The sequence below is a fragment of the Terriglobales bacterium genome (assembly GCA_035567895.1).
In the GTDB taxonomy this organism is placed as follows: domain Bacteria; phylum Acidobacteriota; class Terriglobia; order Terriglobales; family Acidobacteriaceae; genus Gp1-AA112.
Genome location: DATMPC010000091.1, coordinates 30,977 through 47,955, shown reverse-complemented (window position 1 = coordinate 47,955; position 16,979 = coordinate 30,977). Strand labels below are relative to the sequence as shown.

The 16,979-nt window shown below is 55.9% G+C and carries 17 protein-coding genes; 12 read left to right on the top strand and 5 right to left on the bottom strand.

Annotated elements, in window-relative coordinates; translation table 11 throughout:
* Nucleotides 1–310: 310 nt before the first annotated feature.
* Nucleotides 311–3,247 carry a response regulator gene (locus tag VNX88_19405; protein HWY70844.1) on the top strand — a complete coding sequence of 979 codons (2,937 nt, stop codon included), beginning with the start codon at nucleotides 311–313 and terminating at the stop codon, nucleotides 3,245–3,247.
* 50 nt (nucleotides 3,248–3,297) lie between these two features.
* Here the strand turns inward: VNX88_19405 and VNX88_19400 are convergent, their stop codons facing one another.
* Entirely contained in the window at nucleotides 3,298–3,774 is a 477-nt protein-coding gene (locus VNX88_19400; GenBank protein ID HWY70843.1) for a hypothetical protein, read from the bottom strand.
* A gap of 533 nt (nucleotides 3,775–4,307) precedes the next feature.
* On the opposite strand from VNX88_19400, the gene proC reads away from it, so the two are divergent.
* On the top strand, nucleotides 4,308–5,237 hold the full coding sequence (gene proC / locus VNX88_19395; protein ID HWY70842.1) for a pyrroline-5-carboxylate reductase: 930 nt from the start codon (nucleotides 4,308–4,310) through the stop codon (nucleotides 5,235–5,237).
* Between the two features lie 204 nt (nucleotides 5,238–5,441).
* Complete coding sequence (locus VNX88_19390) at nucleotides 5,442–6,095, top strand: class I SAM-dependent methyltransferase (protein ID HWY70841.1); 654 nt, start codon at nucleotides 5,442–5,444, stop codon at nucleotides 6,093–6,095.
* A gap of 52 nt (nucleotides 6,096–6,147) precedes the next feature.
* Here the strand turns inward: VNX88_19390 and VNX88_19385 are convergent, their stop codons facing one another.
* Together VNX88_19385 and VNX88_19380 are read right to left on the bottom strand one after the other, a co-directional pair.
* Nucleotides 6,148–6,663, bottom strand: a complete 516-nt coding sequence (locus VNX88_19385) for a GNAT family N-acetyltransferase (protein ID HWY70840.1) — start codon at nucleotides 6,661–6,663, stop codon at nucleotides 6,148–6,150.
* 181 nt (nucleotides 6,664–6,844) lie between these two features.
* Nucleotides 6,845–7,657: a retropepsin-like aspartic protease gene (locus VNX88_19380; protein HWY70839.1), complete on the bottom strand. Its 813-nt coding sequence runs from the start codon at nucleotides 7,655–7,657 to the stop codon at nucleotides 6,845–6,847.
* Nucleotides 7,658–7,846: 189 nt separating this feature from the next.
* Here VNX88_19380 and VNX88_19375 point away from each other — a divergent pair, with 189 nt between their 5' ends.
* From VNX88_19375 to VNX88_19365, 3 genes are all read left to right on the top strand, one after another.
* The gene (locus VNX88_19375; protein ID HWY70838.1) at nucleotides 7,847–9,718 is read left to right on the top strand and encodes a winged helix-turn-helix domain-containing protein; all 1,872 of its coding nucleotides are present in this window, start codon (nucleotides 7,847–7,849) and stop codon (nucleotides 9,716–9,718) included.
* A gap of 113 nt (nucleotides 9,719–9,831) precedes the next feature.
* Nucleotides 9,832–10,227: a hypothetical protein gene (locus VNX88_19370; protein HWY70837.1), complete on the top strand. Its 396-nt coding sequence runs from the start codon at nucleotides 9,832–9,834 to the stop codon at nucleotides 10,225–10,227.
* A 171-nt stretch (nucleotides 10,228–10,398) separates the two neighbouring features.
* Nucleotides 10,399–10,725 (top strand): hypothetical protein, encoded by a 327-nt coding sequence (locus tag VNX88_19365; GenBank protein ID HWY70836.1) that lies wholly within the window; start codon nucleotides 10,399–10,401, stop codon nucleotides 10,723–10,725.
* A gap of 18 nt (nucleotides 10,726–10,743) precedes the next feature.
* On the opposite strand, the gene VNX88_19360 is transcribed toward VNX88_19365, so the two are convergent.
* Together VNX88_19360 and VNX88_19355 are read right to left on the bottom strand one after the other, a co-directional pair.
* Nucleotides 10,744–12,555: a TonB family protein gene (locus VNX88_19360; GenBank protein ID HWY70835.1), complete on the bottom strand. Its 1,812-nt coding sequence runs from the start codon at nucleotides 12,553–12,555 to the stop codon at nucleotides 10,744–10,746.
* Nucleotides 12,556–12,573: 18 nt separating this feature from the next.
* Nucleotides 12,574–12,807 carry a hypothetical protein gene (locus tag VNX88_19355; GenBank protein ID HWY70834.1) on the bottom strand — a complete coding sequence of 78 codons (234 nt, stop codon included), beginning with the start codon at nucleotides 12,805–12,807 and terminating at the stop codon, nucleotides 12,574–12,576.
* Nucleotides 12,808–12,993: 186 nt separating this feature from the next.
* Between VNX88_19355 and VNX88_19350 the strand changes: the two genes are divergently transcribed.
* From VNX88_19350 to VNX88_19325, 6 genes are all read left to right on the top strand, one after another.
* Nucleotides 12,994–13,896: a BadF/BadG/BcrA/BcrD ATPase family protein gene (locus VNX88_19350; protein HWY70833.1), complete on the top strand. Its 903-nt coding sequence runs from the start codon at nucleotides 12,994–12,996 to the stop codon at nucleotides 13,894–13,896.
* A gap of 320 nt (nucleotides 13,897–14,216) precedes the next feature.
* Nucleotides 14,217–14,588, top strand: coding sequence for a TA system VapC family ribonuclease toxin (locus VNX88_19345; protein HWY70832.1), 372 nt, complete (start codon nucleotides 14,217–14,219; stop codon nucleotides 14,586–14,588).
* A gap of 56 nt (nucleotides 14,589–14,644) precedes the next feature.
* Nucleotides 14,645–15,424 (top strand): hypothetical protein, encoded by a 780-nt coding sequence (locus VNX88_19340; GenBank protein HWY70831.1) that lies wholly within the window; start codon nucleotides 14,645–14,647, stop codon nucleotides 15,422–15,424.
* Nucleotides 15,425–15,674: 250 nt separating this feature from the next.
* On the top strand, nucleotides 15,675–16,055 hold the full coding sequence (locus tag VNX88_19335; GenBank protein HWY70830.1) for a PilZ domain-containing protein: 381 nt from the start codon (nucleotides 15,675–15,677) through the stop codon (nucleotides 16,053–16,055).
* 78 nt (nucleotides 16,056–16,133) lie between these two features.
* Nucleotides 16,134–16,538 carry a large conductance mechanosensitive channel protein MscL gene (gene mscL / locus VNX88_19330; protein HWY70829.1) on the top strand — a complete coding sequence of 135 codons (405 nt, stop codon included), beginning with the start codon at nucleotides 16,134–16,136 and terminating at the stop codon, nucleotides 16,536–16,538.
* 104 nt (nucleotides 16,539–16,642) lie between these two features.
* Nucleotides 16,643–16,972 (top strand): cytochrome c, encoded by a 330-nt coding sequence (locus tag VNX88_19325; protein HWY70828.1) that lies wholly within the window; start codon nucleotides 16,643–16,645, stop codon nucleotides 16,970–16,972.
* The last annotated feature ends 7 nt before the right edge of the window (nucleotides 16,973–16,979 follow it).

The window sequence follows — 16,979 nt, the reverse complement described above, 5'->3', positions numbered from 1 at the left end:
ATGGGCGGGTCAAATGAAAGTTTTTTGTAGAGATGCAGTCCATCGCGGCGGACGTCTCCCCGATGCTCATGATTGCCGTATCCCCATAATTACTGTCATCCCGAAGCGAAAGCGAGGGATCTGCTTTCTTTGGCGCCCCAGAGAACAGCAGATTCCTCGCGCGAAACCCACGCGCTTCGGAATGACAGTAATTGAAAATTGTGGGCGAGGGAGACGGCATCCGAGGGGACGCCCGACGCAGCATGCGGCATCTTTACCGGGCGGTGCTAAACTTCGGCTATTCCTCAGCCGATAACCAGGAGTCGTCGTGATGGCTCAGGGCCCCGCAGCTAATCCGTTCGCACACCTTCAGGAATTTCAGGACTTCCTGAACCTTTCTGTCGATTTGTTCTGCATCGCCGGATTCGACGGTTACTTGAAGTGGATCAATTGCGCCTGGGAGGAGAAACTCGGCTATACCCCTGAGGAGTTGCTCTCCAAGCCGTACATTAGCTTCCTGCATCCGGATGACGTGCCGACGACGAGCGCGGCAGCTGTACGAGTAGCGACTACCGGCGCAAACCTGATGAACTTCGCCAATCGCTATCGTTCCATTCAGGGAACATATCACTGGATCTTCTGGACAGTCATAACTTCGACCGAAAAGCGATTGATCTATTGCGTTGGGCGCGATCTTACCGAGCAAAAGGAACAGGAAGCGCGCCTGGCCGCGCAGTATGCAGTTACGCGAGTCATGGCGAGTGCTACTCCTCTGATCTCTGCCGGAGTCGATATGCTGCGAGCCGTCGGAGAAAATCTCGATTGGGATGCAGGCTCGATTTGGACGGTTCTCAAGCATGACGATGTGCTTCGCTGTACGGATTTCTGGAATCGGGACGTCGTCGACACAAAGGAATTTGAAGCGCGGACCAGGGAATTGAGGTGTCCCCGGGGGGTAGGTCTTCCCGGCCGTGTCTGGGAGACGAGCGAGCCAGCCTGGATCGATGACGTTGCCATCGATCGAAATTTCCCGCGCGGCAGGTCGGCCACGGCGGCGGGACTACACAGTGGCTTTGCCTTTCCGGTGAAAGTTGAAGGCGAGGTTATTGGCGTGCTCGAGTTCTTCACGCGTTCGCTCCTCAAGCGCGATGACAAGTTGCTCGAAATGATGAGCACGGTGGGCGGCGAGATTGGCCACTTCATCGAGCGCCGTAGAGCTGAGAGAGAGCTACGTGATCACGCCGCGGAGTTGGAAGCTGCTAAGCAGCGGGCCGAGGCAGCGGATAAGGCCAAGAGCGAATTCCTCGCCAACATCAGCCACGAGATTCGGACTCCGATGAATGCCATCATCGGCATGACAGAACTGGCGCTCGATACCAAGCTCAACCGCGAGCAGCATGACTATCTTGAAACCATCAAGGGCTCAGCGGATGCGTTGTTGCTGCTGATCAACGATCTCCTCGACATCTCCAAAATCGAAGCTAAGAAGATGGTCCTCGAGAAGGCTCCATTCAATTTGAGTGCGACCCTGGAGGACAGCATCCGAGTACTGGCTCCACGGGCTCATCAGCGCGGTTTGGAACTCACCGCGCATGTGAATGGCAAGATTCCCGAAATATTGGTTGGCGATTGCGCACGGCTGCGGCAGATTGTGCTGAACCTGATTGGGAATTCGATCAAATTTACCGAAAAGGGAGAGATAGCAGTTTGCGTGGAGCCGGAGTCGCTCGACGAAGACACGGTTCGCCTGCATTTCACGGTGAAGGACACCGGGATCGGTATTCCCGCCGACAAGCAAGCCTTGATCTTCGAGGCCTTCGCACAGGCAGACAGTTCGACGACCAGGAGATTCGGCGGTACCGGTTTGGGACTGGCCATCTGCTCGCAACTTGTTGAACTGATGCAGGGAAAGATTTGGGTCGAAAGTGAACTGGGCAAGGGCAGCACCTTCCATTTCGTGGCTGAATTTGGACGTGCTGATGCCTCAGCGCGGTCGATGATGGGGCCCGCAAGAATGCTCAGCCGGCTGCCTGTATTAGTCGTCGACGACAATCAGACCAATCGTCGCATTCTGCAGGAGATGCTGACGCGCTGGAACATGCGTCCGGTCACGGCCGATTCTGCAACCGCAGCTATGGCTGCTCTGGAAGCTGCGCTCGCCTGGAAGGATCCGTTCGCGCTGGCCTTACTCGACGGTCACATGCCCGATGTTGACGGGTTCATGCTTGCGGAACAGATCATCCGGGATCCGCGCTTTGCCGGACTAAAGACGATTCTGCTCACCTCCGCCGGACATTCCGAAGACGTGAAGCGGGCACAACAGGTGGGGGTCTCCGGATACCTGGTGAAGCCCATCAAGCAATCGGAGCTCTTTGACGCGATCATCGCTTCAACGTCGGAGCCCATCAGCAAGCAGCCGCGAAAACCAAGGAAGAAGAAACTTTCTCCCACACGCAGCCTGCGTGTGCTGCTGGCCGAAGACAATCCGGTCAACCAAAAATTGGAAAGCCGTCTCCTGGAGAAGCTCGGACACACGGTCACGATCGTCAACAATGGCAAATTGGCGGTTTCCAAGTCTGAGACGGTCGGTTTCGATTTGATCGTGATGGACGTCCAAATGCCCGAAATGGATGGATTAGAGGCGACGCGAGTTATCCGGGAACGGGAAGAGGTCAGTGGGACGCGACTTCCTATTTTGGCGCTGACTGCCCATGCGGCTGCTGAAGACTGTGAGCGTTGCCTCGCCACGGGGATGGATGGCTATGTTTCGAAGCCCATTCGGCTGGCTGCCCTGCAGGATGCGATTGCGCAGCTTTTCAGCGAGCTACAGGACCAAGATGGAACGAAGCATCCCGCAGAGACCCAGCATGCTGCGTCTCTTCCACGATTGATCGACGAAAGGAAGGTGCTCGCGGGGCTTGGCGGCGATCGCGAGTTGATGGCCGAAGTGCTTCGCTTGTTTATTGACGACAGTGCCCGCCTCTTGCGTGAAATGCACACGGCCGTTGCGCGGAAGAACGCTGAGGCGATACGCCAGGTCGGTCACGCCCTGAAAGGTTCAATTGCAAATTTGTCGTCAGGAACGGCGCAAGAACTCGCGGCCGAGATGGAGCAGGTGGGGAAGAGTGGTGACTTGGAAAGTGCGCCGGGGCTAGTGGAGAGGCTCGAGCACGAATTGACCATGTTGCAGGAGGCGGCAGAGCAACTACTGAACAAGTCGGCACGGCCTCGCCACCAGGGCATGAAAAGCGCGCCAGGAGTGGCTTAGAGCACTTGCTTTACAACCCCAAATCGCGGAAATGCAATCGATGGTTGTACCTACGTTCGTGACTGGCCTAGTCTTCTCCTAAAATGGACCACCTGCCTTAACGCCCAGAACCAAAAAACGAGACCAATAAGGGCGGATTCCAACTCTGCCCACAGTGGTACGTTCAGCGAGCCTGTCACAAGCTCAACAATGAAAACAACGAAACCCAAAGTAAACAAGGCAAGAAAGTATTTAGCACTGAGTAAGCCTTGACGGAGTCGCTGCCGAGTGGCTTCATCCACAAGGCCCTCGTTACTTTGTTCGACGCGTTGCTCGGGCGAATCTTCTCTCTTCACTACGAAATACTTCGCTGCCAAGAATGCACTCACGAGCAGTAGCAGGTATAAGAGTCCAAATAACCGTGGTGGCAGGTGATACACGACCACGACAGAGGCCAACAACGCCATGGCCAGAAACAGACAGGCAAGAAATACGATCCACTTTGTTCGAAAGTTTTTCAATGTTGCTCCCTTGGACAAATCAGGCAAGGGAATGGCTCACCCTTTTTGCCTTTCTGTTTAGAAACAGTCCCATTCTAGAACGGCGACTGCTCGACTCCTCCGCAGTTTTTCCTTCGATGTGGTAACCAAGGTTCACCACCTGCGTTTCAGTCAGTGTTCATACGGCGTTTACGCAACCTCTCCATTCCTATTGCCTCAGGGAACAGCAGATCCCCCGCGCCGCAAAGGCAAGGTCTGGGCGTGGAGGGATTCTCGCTGCGGCGCGAGGGATGACAGTGCTTAGGGTAGTTTCGTCGACCATCCCAACTGAAGTTGACAAAGCACCACTTCATCCTTGCAATCTCACCTGATTTCCAGCTAAAGTGCACGGTAATGTTCTTGCGGACTTCCAACCCGCCGATCCCGTGCCCGCCTCCGGCGTGTGCGCGGTGGTGCGGTTTCATGGAAGACGCCTAGTAATTAGATAAATTCGGCATCAACCAGAACCCACATCGCGAACGCGATGTGGGTTTTTCTTTTTTTGGCTCCAAGATTCGAAGACGAAGTGGAAGGAGAGAGTTATGACGATTGAAGAGAACCGCGCAACCAACGGGAACCGGCGCGAGTCGGTCGCGGTGCTGGGAGCGGGGAAGATGGGCGGAGCCATTCTGGCTGCGCTCGCGAAAGCGGGTGATTCGCGGTTGGCCGACATACGCGCTACGGTGCAGCATGCGCATCGAGCTGCCACCGTGAGCAAACAGCTCGGCATCAAGATCACCACCGATAACTCGGCAGCGGTCCGTAATGCGGACGTGGTCCTGCTTTGCGTAAAGCCAACTTATGTCCGTGGTGTTTTGCAGGAGATTCGCTCCGAGCTGCGCGAAGACGCGTTGCTCATCTCGATTGCAAGTGCCGTGACTACGCAGGCGATCGAGTCGGCGCTGGGGCGTCATCTGGCGGTAGTACGCGCGATGCCAAACACAGCGTGCCGAATTGGGAAGGGGATGACAGCGTTGTGTGCCGGGCGATTTGCTGGTCCCGAGCACTTGGCACAAGCTTCAGAGTTGTTCGCTCTGATGGGACTCACCGCTGAAGTTGAGGAATCGATGATGGATGCCGTCACCGGCCTCTCCGCCAGTGGTCCTGCATTCATCTACACCATCCTGGAAGCGTTGGCTGAAGGGGGGATTCGCGTAGGCTTGCCTCGCGAACTCGCGACTACGCTCGCGGCGCAGGCGGCGCTTGGAGCGGCGTCGATGGTGCTGGAGACAGGGCAGCATCCTGCGATTCTGAAGAGCGAAGTCACTACGCCGGGGGGATGCACTGTGGAAGGCTTGCTCGAGTTGGAGACAGGCAGCATTCGCGCTACGCTCATTCGTGCGGTCGATACGACAACGCGGAAGGCGAGCACGTTGGCTCGACCGGTTGCGAATGGAGGATCGGATCAGGATTCGTGGTCGAAGGCGGAGTCGGCAAACGCAGTGGGGAGTGGAGATGTGCGGCGGGTGTGAGGGGTTTTCAGACGCAGCATGGGCATGTCTATGGTCGAAATTTGGATTGGACTGCGTTGGCGTCCGAGACAAACAGCAGATCCCTCACTCCGCTTGTGCTTCTTGGATATTGCTGACATCCTGTTGCGGAGTTCGGGATGACAGTATCTTTTTGAACGGCGCTCTTCGAGCCTAACGCACTTGGATGCTGGCCTACGCGCACACATGAGTGTCGCCACACATCTCGGCATCGATCTCGCTGAATATGACGCGCGTATCCGAACCTTCATTCCACACTATGAGGAGATGTTGGATATTGCCGCGTCGGCCATCGATCCGCGGGCTCAGGTGATCGTCGATCTGGGAATTGGGACTGGAGCCCTCTCTGCGCGATGCTTGCGCATGGCACCGCAGGCCAGGATTGTTGGAATTGACGCTGATGCTGAAGTCTTGAAGGCTGCGGCGCAGCGGCTACGGTCCGGCGCAAAGTTCATCTGCAGTTCATTTCTGCGAGCGGAGATTCCCGAGTGCGATGCTGTGGTCGCATCTTTCGCGCTCCATCACGTGCGGACGCGCCGTTCGAAAGCGGTGCTCTACACGAGAATCGCGAAGGTCCTAAAACCAGGGGGGCGAGTGGTCACCGTGGATTGCCAGCCTGCCAGCAATGTGACGCTCGCGCGACGCCAGCGCGAGGCATGGAGGCACCACCTGATGAAGTCGTATTCTGAGGCCGAAGCCGATGCATATCTGGAAGCCTGGTCCCACGAAGACGTGTACGTACCTTTGGATTCCGAAATGGAACTCATGCAAAAGGCGGGACTCTCGGTCGAGATCCTCTGGCGCAAGGACGAGTTCGCGGTGCTGCAGGGGAAGCGATAAAGGAGAGCTTTGTGGCACAGCCGAGGGCGGCTGTCCCACATTGCAGAGAGTGTCAGTCAATAATGAGTTTCATCTCATTTGTGGCCTCGAATCCCATAGATTCGTATATTGGCCTGCCGTACTTGCTGGCGTGCAGCCATAGGACCTTGAACCCTTCGGCTCGGCAGTAGTCTATTGCCTCCTGCGTCAGCTCGCGTGCCAAGCCTCGCTTACGGAATTCCGGATAGGTGTAGACATTCAGCAGATAGGCTCGGTTGACGTTCTCCGGAGCTAAGGGGCCGCTGACGAGAGGGGTGATGAGAAGGCCCACTCCTGCGGCAACCCGTCCCTCAGCAGTAACTGCGAACCATCCCCGATACGAACCTTCGGCGAGGTAGCGTTGGATATTTGGTCGGCAACTTTCCACGATTACATCCAGCACAGCTTCGGGGTGTCCCATGTCGAGGAACATCAACCTGCGGTGCTGGAGGATCTCTTCAATATCCTCAGCATTGGTTTCACGAATTCTTATCCCAGAACTGTGTGGCCCGGATGCATTGCTTAGTGCCGCGATGCGACTAGTTGCCATCGCTCTTGGATGTTACTTCGTGAGCTGCGGTCGCGCCATTTGTGCTGGGTACCGGTTGTATTTTGGGAGTACCGGAGCCGACCACCCGCAGGCGTGGCTCGTGAGCCAAGGCGGCGAGTAGTTCGCGAGTGATGCGGTCGTCGATCTGGTTGTTTGCAGTCGAGAGCTGCGCCCTTTAGTGTCACTCCCAGGTAATGATGTGGCTCTCGAGATCAAACGCGAGACGCCGGATGCCCAGCGCGGTTGGTCCAAACAGTCCATCAAATCCAGGAGCACCCGCAGGTACCTCGTCGGTTACATATGCGGTCACACGCTTGCCCTTCCAATCACCGATTTGTAACTCTCCTACAAAAGCCGGCTGAGCATTGAGTCGAAGACCAAAGGCGGCGCTGTGAGAGTCTAACTCCTGCAAGGGCGAGGCTCGCAGCTTGCCACCGTAAATCAGGATTGCGTTGAATCCAGTGTCAATCTGAAGTCGCAGGCTTTTGGCGTCCGCCGTTGCATCGAGCAACGCGAGGCGTGTCTCTGGAAGGAGCCTGGCGGAGTGCTTGAGCAATGGAGTCTCTCCAAAAGTGATGGTCTTCGCCTTGTAATCGATGATGAACTTGCTTGTTCCAAGCAAGTCCATGCCGATGAGTACGTCGGGACGAATTCCCATCCGATACGTCAAAGGAGAGAGGTCGGCAGCTATTCCGGAAAGGCTTTCTGAGCGGAGCGGGCCAAATTCGATTCGTGGGATCGAAACTGCCTGGACATTTGCGCTCCGGGTGCCCACGGTGGCCGCATCCGGACGCATCGTCAGTGATAGCCGCTTTGCTACCCGGAGGTCCAGAGTCGTCTCTGTTACTCCAGTGTCAATGACAGCAGTTAGATTCCGTAGATTGCCAACGGAACACTTGGAAACAATCAGAAAGCCCTGGTGCAATTCAAATGAAACGGTTTGAGTGCATGCAGGTATAGATAGGCAGACGCAAAGCAAGAATGACCGTGTCATGCAGACTGCGCACCAGTGGTGCGAGTCGCAAGCTATGGGTCGGAAGCGGAGGAAGTCCTGACGACAAGCTCAAGTTTTGACGAATGTGCGAAGGAATGCTTGGATTCGGGTTTTCCTCGGAATTTCTTCGGAAACTAAATCCCGATGCTGCCGTCATAATCAGCGGAGTCTTGGCGTCTAGAAGGTGTGATGGACGATAACTTCCAGATCCAGGAGTGGGTTGTCTCCCCGAAACTCAACAGCCTGCGCAACAACGGCAGGATGGTTCACCTCGAGCCGAAGGTGATGCAGGTATTGGTGTGCCTCGCGAAGTCACCGGATGTGGTCTCCAAGGAAAAGCTGATGCGGACGGTGTGGGCGGACACCTTCGTTACGGACGATGTCCTTACTCGCTCGATCTCTGAACTCCGTAAGGTCTTTGATGACGACAAGAAGAATCCTCGCTTTATCCAGACCATTCCCAAAGGTGGATACAGGCTGGTTGCGCCAGTAGAGGAAGTTAAGAAACCGGAACCGGCTGAGGTAACGCCCGCGACTGCGGCGCCCAAGCTCTTGTTGCCGAGATCGCGTCAGAAGATTTGGCTGGCTGCCGTGGCGGGACTGCTGGTTCTACTGCTGGCAACTTCCTATTTCATTGGAAGGCAGAATGCTCCGCCCTCAACTTCAGTTGGCCGCGCTATGTTGGCGGTTCTGCCATTTCAGAATCTCAGCAACGATCCAGGACAGGACTTCTTCGCCGATGGCCTAACAGCTGAGATGATTTCCCAATTTGGACGACTGCCATCTGACCGTCTAGGTGTAATTGCCTGGGCATCGATGGCGAGGTACAAGGGGACCTCCAAGAGTGAGGATCAAATCAGCAGCGAGCTGGGTGCAAACTACCTGCTGGAAGGAACGGTTAGACGCTCCGGAGACCAGGTGCGGATCACCGCCGAGCTGATCGAGCGCGGCAAGCGCGATCACCTTTGGTCGAATAGCTATGACGGAAACCTGAAAGACGTACTTGCCTTGCAAAATCGAGTTGCCCGGGAAATAGCTTCTGAGATTCGCGTGCAGTTGAGTCCGCAAGAAGAGGCTCGCTTATCAGTCGCGAGCCCGGTGAATAGCGAAGGCTATGACGCGTATTTGAAAGCAAAGCTTCGATCGGAAATGCCGGGAAAGCAAACAATGCAAGCCAACATGGAGCATCTCAGGACTGCGATTCGGCTTAATCCTGGCTATGCCCCTCCGTATGTCGCCATGGCCGTCGCCAATCGTGCCTTAGCGAGCCAGGGCGCTGCTGATCCCAAGTTGTCCTACGCTGCTGCGCGTTCTCTCCTGGTTAAGGCCCTGGAACTGGATCCAGACTCCTCCACTGCCCATCGCGAACTGGGATGGGTGGAGTGGCGATACGACTGGAACTTCACCGAAGCGGAGAAGGAGTTTAGGAGTGCAATTCAACTGAATCCTAACGATGCCTCGTTACGCGACATCTATGCATTATTCCTAAAGAGTATGGGGCGATTCGAAGATGCTCTTGCTCAGTCAAAGCAGGCGGTGGAGCTCAGTCCGATGGAGTCGTTCAGCCGTGCGAATCAAGGATCATTGCTCGCGCTGATGAAACGGTTCGATCAGGCAAACGAGCAGTACGAGAAGGCGGCTGAGATTGATCCGCAACATCCCTACGTTTATGAACGTATGGGACCCGTTCTGCTCATGCAGGGAAGAAACGCAGATGCAATTGCGGCGCTGGAAAAAGCCAGGGACTACTCAGGCGGTCAACAAGACAAACTAGCCTGGCTGGGATACGCGTACGCGGTCAGCCGACGGAAGCTCGACGCCCTGAAGGTGCTGGAGCAGCTGCAGAAGATAGCGGAAGGACACCAGTATGTGTCCCCGTTGCACACCGCGCTTGTCCATAACGGACTCGGTGACAACGAGGCGGCGATCGCATGGCTCGAAAAGGCATACCAGGCACGCGATGAATACTTGGTGTACTTAAGCGTATATCCCGAGTTCCAGAACTTACACTCCGATAAGCGCTTCCAAGCCATCGAGCGCCGGATCGGTCTTCTCCAGTAGTTATCAGTTAGTAATAGGTAGTGACTTCCAATGATTACTTTTCTCTGAGTTGAATCCATATTTGTGACCTGCGTAATTACCCCTCGCATGCTGGATAAGCACATCATTTCAGCATGAAAGTACGAGTGTGTTCTCTAGTTATGATGCTCGCGCCGGTGTTCTATTACGGGGCCATCCATCTGGCTCCGGCAGGGCGCGCCGCCACCGTTTCGTCTAACTTCCGCTTAATGGGAAAGACTGCGTTTGAGAAGATTGAGAAGGCACAGCAGGTTCAGTCTGAGCCCGACACGGTCTTCGACCCGTACATCGCCGAGGCCGAGCGGGCGGTTGCAGTCGCCAACACCGCAGCCGTGACTCCGGCCGATCGTCGCGAATATACGCAACTCGTCAGCTACTTGCATGCGGTGAAGCAGGATCGCCTTTTGATGCAAGCCAGCAACGACGGGGGTCCTGTGGACCACGAGCAGAGCAACATCGCTCGGAGCAGCGCTGAACGAATGTTTCGGTAGGAAGACTCTTCGCCCGCGCTCGAAAAGAATTCGCGTGCGTGGCCTGCTCCCGGCCTGCTCGTCACACATCCCAATCCTCTCCCGATTCACCCCAACGTCTTGCAATTGCATTCGCGAAGCTGCTAATTGTGCGCGTCACGTGTAGTCCCTTATGTGGTGGAGGAGACGACCATGAGGAATAGCTGGGCTATTCGATGGCTAGGTGTCGTATTGGCCCTAGTGAGTTTTGTGGGATTTGCCAGTGTAGGCTCCAGTCAGGAACAACCGAAACCTCCCGTGATCCCGGACAAGTACACGAATTTGAAGGTTTTGCCCCTCGACATTACTAAGGCTCAGCTTCTGCCGATCATGAAGGGATTCTCTAAGAGCTCGGGACAGCGTTGCAGCCACTGTCATGTTGCCACAGATGATCTATCCTCGGCGGATTTCGCTTCCGATGAAAAGCCGGCCAAGAGTGAGGCGCGAGAACTGCTGCGACTGATCCGCAATCTTAAGTGAGCTGTATGCGACGAAAGGCTACTGGTGGAAACTCACGGTGATGTGGGTCTCAGCCTCGACGGGCTTACCGCCGAGCGAGTAAGGCGAATATCGCCATTGTTTCGCGGCTTGGAGTGCGGCCTCGCGGAGCAGGGGACTTCCACTCACGACCTTCAGGTTGTGCAATGCTCCGTCGGTCCCGATGATTCCAGCCATTACCACGTCTCCGGAGACGCCGGCACGGCGTGCCATATCGGGATACTGTGGTAATACCCTCTTGATCAACTTTCCCGTGATCACGCCCGACGATTGTGCGGGCGATAGTTCTGGAGTTGTAGGCTTGGGCGCTGCGATCGATGCAGCTAGAGAATTCGAACCTCTCGTAGGATCGAGAGCGCTGATGGCCAAAAGCTCGGGCGCGACGGACTCAGGCGCTGGCGTCACGCTCACGGTCCGGCCTTGAATCACGGCTAGCTCAACTGGAGCGCGCCCATTGGCGTGAGTCGCGGAAGTTGGAACCGGACGAGCAATTCGGGAAGGCTTGGCTGTTGTGTCTGAAGTCGAAGGAGTTACGCTGCTCGAAGACAGTACTGACGGCGAAGGCGTAGCCACCGGATTGACGTTCGAGGAAGTGGATGGCGTGCCATTGCCCGGCTTGGGGGATGTCCGGCTCTGACGAAAGTAGTAGTACCCAAGCAGCAGCAACGCGAGTCCCAAGAGTACGCCAACAACAGAAATCCGCAAGCCGCGCGCGGATATTTGGATAGCGACAGTCTTCTCTGCATCGTGACGTTTCGGATTGGCTGGGACTAGTTGTTCCGTAGCCCAAATACGAACCGATGGCACTGGAGCTGAGGCTTTTGGCGGTTCAGGTCGAGCCGGCGCAGATGCGATTGCCTGGGCTGATGATTCCGAATCAACGCTTGGCAGCGGCTCCAATACCGGCAGTGCAGAAAAACGGACGTAATCCGGTGTGGACTTATCACTCCGAGGTGCGGCGATACTGGCAATCAAGTCGGTGAGGAAGCTCACTACTAATACGTCGCCACCCTCAAAGTTATGCGGGTTCGGCGACAACACTTCGGCTAAGCCGACGGTTTCGGTTCCTACAGTGACCGGCATTATCAACAAGGATCTGAAGTTCAATTGCCGGTAGACTTCCGGGTTCACTCGCGGATCATTTTCAGAATCCTCAAGCATGACGAGTGCGCCTGAGCGAAGGCATTCCCCGGACAAAGAACTGGAGGAAAGCTTTACGCCAACGTCGGGAGCGTCGCCGAAACTGGCCCTGCAAAACACATCTTCGCCGTCGCGTAAGGCAATTGCTGCTCCGGTTGCACGTGTGAGCTCGGCCATGCGCCGTACGACCAGGTCAAGCGCCGCCTCAGTTTCCAGCTCTTCCGATGAGATAATCGCCTGCAAGTCGGCAACTTCGCGCAAGCACGCAATTTTGGCGGCGAGATCATTGTCGTGGACTGCCGCGTCCGATTGTGACGCGTGGGCGGTGGCGCCTGAATCAAGCCATCTACGGAGAGCGGCAGTGGAATCGGGTTCGATCCGGGTGAAGCGAACTCCGGCCCGGCCGGATTCATCACTCCACGCGACTACTCCGGACGCATCGATCACGGAATCGGCTTCCGGAAGCTCAAATCGGATGGCAGTGTCGGTGCCTAACTCAAGTGGCGAAGTGCAAGAAATGCTTAAGCCGCCTTCGCCGACATCTTGTATCCGGACCTCGCGCCCGGGCTGCAATTCAACCGCGATCGGCTCGGAGACGGTCTTCCGAGCCGATTGCCGCTGATCAATTCCCGAAGCTTCCTCACGCCTGGCTGGGATCGCAGGTGTACCCATGTACCTTCCTCAGCGAATCTATGGAAATTGCTTCGCAGAAGCCCAAGCGGCGGGGGTGGCTGTGGGCTGTGACGGCTTCGGCGTCGTGGGGCTGTAAATCGTCGTGGCGGCCGAGGCTGCGGCTGCTGCAACAGTAGGGGTTCGTCCGCTTTCCTCCAGCAGTTTGGCACTCAATCGTAGGGCGTCTATTTCACGCTGGATGCGTTCCAAATCGGCTTCTTTGTGACGAATCAGCTCGTAAATATCCTTCATTTCGACTTGTTACCTACTAGTTAATGATTTTGGTGGGGGTGTAGTGCGCATCATTACCCAGCATTGTGAGAAAAGCAACAAAGATTTCGCCCGATTTTGCGACCAATACGGTAACAACTTTTAGGTCACCTTCGGCGGTTACCCTGAATCGGAAATCTCCTAAGTGCGCGTGGTAGAACTAAGTGCGTGAGTTTCTTCCTGGGAATCGACGGCGGCGGAACCAAGACGGAATGCGTAATCGGAGACGAGAAACGGGTTCTGGGAGAGGGCGTCGGCAGCACGATCAAGATCAAGAAAGTCGGGGAGGATGCTGCCGGTAAGGCTCTCGAGGCCGCGATCGCGGAAGCCTGCAAGTCGGCAAAGATTACGCAGCGTCAAATTACGCGCACTTGCATAGGCATTGCCGGCTCCAGCATTCCTGAAGTCACCGATTGGACCTACGGCGTCCTGAAGCAGCTTGTGGCCGGAGAAGTCCAGGTCGTTAACGACGCCCTGATCGCTCACCGGGCAGCGTTTGGCGATAGTCCCGGGGTGCTGGTAATTGCCGGAACCGGATCCAACGTCTTGGGCATTAACGATCGGAGCGAGTCAGGTCGGGCCGGCGGATGGGGGCCAATGATCTCCGACGAAGGCTCCGGCTTCTGGATCGGCCGTCGAGCCGTGTCTTACGCGATGCATGCTTACGACGGAAAGCAGAAGACGAGTCTGCTCGATGCAGTAATGAAGGCGTGGGATCTCAAGACGATCGAAGATCTGGTTTCGATGGCAAACTCGAACCCGCCCCCGGATTTTTCATCCTTGCTTCCCGCAGTCCTTCAGTCTGCGAATAGCGGCGACAAATTAGCTGGTGAGATCCTGACGTCGGCAGCCAATGAGCTGGCCCAATTGGCGTGCGTGGTTGTGCGCAAACTCTGGCGTGAGTCGTCAAAGGTCACAGTTGCGATCACCGGCGGTGTATTTGTTCATTCTCCGCAAATCAGGGAAAGGTTTGCCGAGCTAGTCCGCACCGAGCGTTCCGGCATTACCGTCAATCTGGAACCTGTGCATCCCGTTATGGGAGCCCTTTCCATGGCGCGCCAAAGAAACTAGGAGTTTTGTCGACATCTTGATGCTCTTTGGGCGATCATCATGATGTGCGAACTACATTGACCGTAGATGACGATGTCGTGCGGCTCTTAAAGAAAGAGATGCGACAGTCGGGTTTTTCTCTTAAGGCTGCTGTTAACCACTTCCTCCGACTTGGGTTGACCAGCTCCAAACCACGGGCTAAAAAGCCGTTTCGCGTGACTGCAAGAAAGGCGGAGCTCCCGGCAGGTTTGAGCTATGACAACGTAGGGGAGCTCCTGGAATCTATCGAAGGTGCGACACATCGGTGATCGTCCTCGACGCGAATATCCTGCTTTACGCCTATGACAGCACGTCTTTACATCACAAGAGCCCGACAGTGGCCGGAGAACGCCCTCACCTCGGACACGCCTGTGGGCATACCTTGGCAAACAGTCTCGGCCTTTCTGCGCATCATGACTAACTCCAGACTTCCGGGTGAGCGATTCACCGCGAAGGAGGCCATCACAGTGATCGAACAATGGTTTTCACAACCAAACGTTCAGAGATTGTCTCCAGGGGATAGCCATTGGTCACTGTTTCAGCAGATGATTCTCGAGGGACAGGCGCAAGGTCCCCTCATCATGGACGCTCAGCTGGCCGCTCTCACGATCGAAGTTGGCGGTGTGCTGCATACCGTCGACCGTGATTTTGCTCGTTTTCCCAAGCTTCGATAGCTCAACCCGCTCAAGTGAAGATTGAAGCTCTGGCCAGCTGCTAGGTACGAAGCTAATTGGTTCAGCATGGAAAATCTCGTCCAGTTTCGGGAAAAGTACTACCGTTATCGGTTACCAATCCCGAGGCAAGGATCGAAGAGCTGATCGCGAGCCCCTTTGTCGAGGATCTCCTCGCCGCGGCAAAGCACAGTGCTTTGACCGAAGACCTGGCTTTGACCATTCTTCGCCGGCGTGACCTACAAGCCTCAGTTCTCGAGGCGATTGCTCGTAATCATTCAGTGATCAAGCAACGCAAAGTGTTGGTCAGTGTGGCTGAGCATCAGTACACTCCGCGACACATCTCATTGCCGCTGCTGCGGCGCCTATTCACATTTGAGCTGATGCAGGTTGCGTTGGGCCCATCCGTTCTCGCGGATGTGAAGCGAGTCGCCGAAGAAGTTTTAGTTGCCAAACTGGGAACCCTCTCTCTCGGAGAACGGATTACGTTGGCCCGTCGGGCATCGCCTAAGGTGGCCGGAGCTCTCTTGCTGCACCGCGAGCCGTCCGTGATTGAAGCCGCACTGCAGAATCCTCGGATAACTGAAGCTAGCATCGTCAAGTCGCTGGCCAGATCCGAGATCCCGGCTCCTCTCCTGGCAATGTTGGCTGCGCACTCAAAGTGGTCCGTGCGGCGGGAAATCCAAATTGGGATTCTTCGACGGCCGGAGGCCAGCGATTCACTGGCCTTAAGAATCGCAGCCAAGTTGCCGAAGCGCGCCCTTCACGAAGTACTCACGCAGTACAGACTGCCGACAAGCAGAAGGGAACTGCTGCAAAGGGCGCTGCTTCAGCGTTAACCGTTAATGGTGCAGCTCCGAGGCTACTCAACTTGAGACGAAGTTCTGGGAAAGTAACGTGGCGAAGAGAGTAGGAAGAAACTGAGGAATGTGCGAGCAATTTACCGTGACTCTAGCTGTGGAAATGCCCTGCACGAAGTTCTCTGTTTTGAGCGGCATGCAACGTACTGCCGCGAATTCGTGCGAGGCGTTACCAAGCTGTGCCTTTAGTAATCTTCGATGAAATCCGGACCGTCGTTATTATCACGGCATGGCCACTGCCTTCTCTCCTCAACCCTCCATCGGCTTTGCGCGCAAGCGACGCTGGGAGCGGCACAAGATCGATATCCCGATTCGCTTGATCTTCTGGAACTCTCTGCACACAGCCAAGATCGTCGAGGCGCGTGGACGCGACATGAGTGACGGAGGACTGGCCGTCTTCGCCGGAGTCGAGCTGCGCATCGGCGATATCGTCGAGATCGAATTCACTCCCGCGTACTCTGGACAGCCACTGCGGGTGAAGGCTGAGGTGCGGAATCGCCGCGGATACTCGTACGGAATCGAGTACCTGAACGACACCACTACTGAACAGACGCAGGCTGCTCGTCTTCGCGAGCTGCTCATTTCAGCCAGCGGTCATACGAACGTCTAGAGTTTTCTATATCCGGACAAGCCACCCAACTCGGGTGGCTTTTTCTGTTATGCTGCCGCCGCTATCCGGGAGGCACGCATGTTGCAGGGTTTCAAAAAGTTTCTCTTGCGCGGAAATGTTGTCGATTTAGCAGTCGCGGTTGTGATTGGCGCAGCTTTTGGCGCGGTTATCACGTCGCTCGTGACCAATGTCTTCACACCATTAATCGCGGCGGTCGGCGGCAAGCCCGACTTTTCAGAACTCAGCGTCACGATCAACAACAGCAAGATCATGTACGGAGCATTTCTGAACGCGGTGATTGCGTTCGTCATGATTGCGGCGGCTGTGTACTTCTTCGTGGTAGCGCCGGTTAATGCCTACACTGAGCGCAAAAACCGAGGGATGGCGCCTCCAGATCCTACGACAAAGAAGTGCCCGGAGTGCCTGAGCGAAATTCCCATCGCCGCCAAACGCTGCGCCTTTTGCACCAGTCCAGTGGGTTAAGGCAGTTAGTGCAGCCAGGTAGAGATTCCTAGCCCCTCTTAGGCTTGGGCGCGCACACGCGCGCTGTCGGCCTTCTGTGTTTACATTGAGTCATGCTGAGGCACTTGCAATGGAAGAAAGCGTTGGAGCTTGGAATCCGCGTCGGCTCCGTCGTCATGGTTGCACTATCTGCGATCGCCTGCTTCGCAGCCGAAAAGCCGCAGGATCTGTACAAAGCCAACTGCGAGGGATGTCACGGACCTTCAGGACGTACCTCGGACCTCGGCAAGAGTCTCGGGGCCAAGAGCTTTAAGGATCCCGTAGTGATCAAAACCCCAGCTTCAGCACTGGCAAGAGTGATCGCTAAGGGCAAGAAAGAAATGCCTCCCTTCGGGGGAACGTTAACAGCAGCAGAGATTCGAGAGCTCGCTAAATACATCAAGGAAATGAAATAACGAATAG

What these genes read in the sequence shown, in the direction of transcription:
- VNX88_19355 (HWY70834.1), bottom strand. Translation starts at nt 12,807, where the DNA reads ATGAAGGATATTTACGAGCTGATTCGTCACAAAGAAGCCGATTTGGAA.
- mscL (HWY70829.1), top strand. Translation starts at nt 16,134, where the DNA reads ATGTTGCAGGGTTTCAAAAAGTTTCTCTTGCGCGGAAATGTTGTCGAT.
- VNX88_19380 (HWY70839.1), bottom strand. Translation starts at nt 7,657, where the DNA reads ATGACACGGTCATTCTTGCTTTGCGTCTGCCTATCTATACCTGCATGC.
- VNX88_19365 (HWY70836.1), top strand. Translation starts at nt 10,399, where the DNA reads ATGAGGAATAGCTGGGCTATTCGATGGCTAGGTGTCGTATTGGCCCTA.
- proC (HWY70842.1), top strand. Translation starts at nt 4,308, where the DNA reads ATGACGATTGAAGAGAACCGCGCAACCAACGGGAACCGGCGCGAGTCG.
- VNX88_19390 (HWY70841.1), top strand. Translation starts at nt 5,442, where the DNA reads ATGAGTGTCGCCACACATCTCGGCATCGATCTCGCTGAATATGACGCG.
- VNX88_19370 (HWY70837.1), top strand. Translation starts at nt 9,832, where the DNA reads ATGAAAGTACGAGTGTGTTCTCTAGTTATGATGCTCGCGCCGGTGTTC.
- VNX88_19360 (HWY70835.1), bottom strand. Translation starts at nt 12,555, where the DNA reads ATGGGTACACCTGCGATCCCAGCCAGGCGTGAGGAAGCTTCGGGAATT.
- VNX88_19345 (HWY70832.1), top strand. Translation starts at nt 14,217, where the DNA reads ATGACAGCACGTCTTTACATCACAAGAGCCCGACAGTGGCCGGAGAAC.
- VNX88_19405 (HWY70844.1), top strand. Translation starts at nt 311, where the DNA reads ATGGCTCAGGGCCCCGCAGCTAATCCGTTCGCACACCTTCAGGAATTT.
- VNX88_19335 (HWY70830.1), top strand. Translation starts at nt 15,675, where the DNA reads ATGGCCACTGCCTTCTCTCCTCAACCCTCCATCGGCTTTGCGCGCAAG.
- VNX88_19385 (HWY70840.1), bottom strand. Translation starts at nt 6,663, where the DNA reads ATGGCAACTAGTCGCATCGCGGCACTAAGCAATGCATCCGGGCCACAC.
- VNX88_19375 (HWY70838.1), top strand. Translation starts at nt 7,847, where the DNA reads ATGGACGATAACTTCCAGATCCAGGAGTGGGTTGTCTCCCCGAAACTC.